The sequence below is a fragment of the Vibrio sp. 1249-1 genome (assembly GCF_033340495.1).
On record NZ_JAWOWJ010000163.1, the window covers coordinates 1 to 1,010 of the forward strand.

Sequence of the window (1,010 nt, forward strand, 5' to 3'; positions counted from 1 at the left end):
CCAAAACGAGACTGATAAGACATACCAATCTGATCCGATGATAAACCAAGCGCCTCACCAAGCAAGCGAGTGGTCGCTTCACAATGCTGAGGATAAATGTCGCCATTGTCTGCATAACGTTTAGGAATACCGTGATATGAACACAGCAAGTAATCCCCTTTGCCATACTCTTCCCAGTATTTTCGAACCGAGTGCGCAAGCGCTTCGATGTACATTGGATGATCGTGATAATCGCGAATAAAGCTGAATGCTGGCATCACTGGCAGTTGCTTAAACGCTTTTGTGATTCCATCAGACACGGCTGCGGTGGTTGTCCCAGAATATTGTGGGTACAACGGTAGCACAATAACCTCTTCCACACCTTGAGCGATAAGAGCTTCAAAACCAGATTGAAGGCTTGGGTTGCCATAAGTCATGCCGAGTTCCACAGGCATATCAAGATGCTGAGCAAGTTTCTTTGCCTGGCGTTTGGAATACACCATTAAAGGTGAGCCCTCTTCCATCCATACTGATTCATACAGCTTAGCGACCTTTGGCGAGCGTATTGGAAGAATCACACCATGTAAAATTGGACACCAAAGCCATCGTGTCATATCGACTACACGATGATCATGAAGAAACTGACTTAAGAAGCGCTTAACCGCTGGAGCGGTAGGTTCATCAGGTGTTCCTAGGTTAACCAGTAACACACCTTGTTTATTTTTAGTTTGCATTGCGTCCCTTTGTTTTCCCAGCATATAAAATGTATAAAAAAAGCGACCTTACGGCCGCTTCACTATAACAAAATTATTAAAAATTTTGATAATAGGTATTACCTATTATGCTAATGCCTTCTCGATATCAGCACTTACTTCAGCAACTTGCTTAGTACCGTCAAATTTTAGGTACTTAGTTTTGCCTGCTGCAGCTTCTTTACCGTAGTAATCGATAAGTGGTGCAGTTTGCTCGTGGTAAACACCTAGACGAGCACGTACTGTTTCTTCTTTGTCGTCATCACGAACAACAAGATC

General features: G+C 43.4%; 2 protein-coding genes. Both read right to left on the reverse strand.

The genetic code is table 11. From position 1 onward, the window contains the following. On the reverse strand, window positions 1–713 hold a 713-nt coding region (hemH, locus tag R7Z50_RS24965), incomplete at its 3' end, for a ferrochelatase (protein ID WP_318149414.1). A gap of 105 nt (window positions 714–818) precedes the next feature. Then, window positions 819–1,010: nucleoside monophosphate kinase (locus R7Z50_RS24970; protein WP_318149415.1), on the reverse strand; the 192-nt coding region annotated here is incomplete at its 5' end.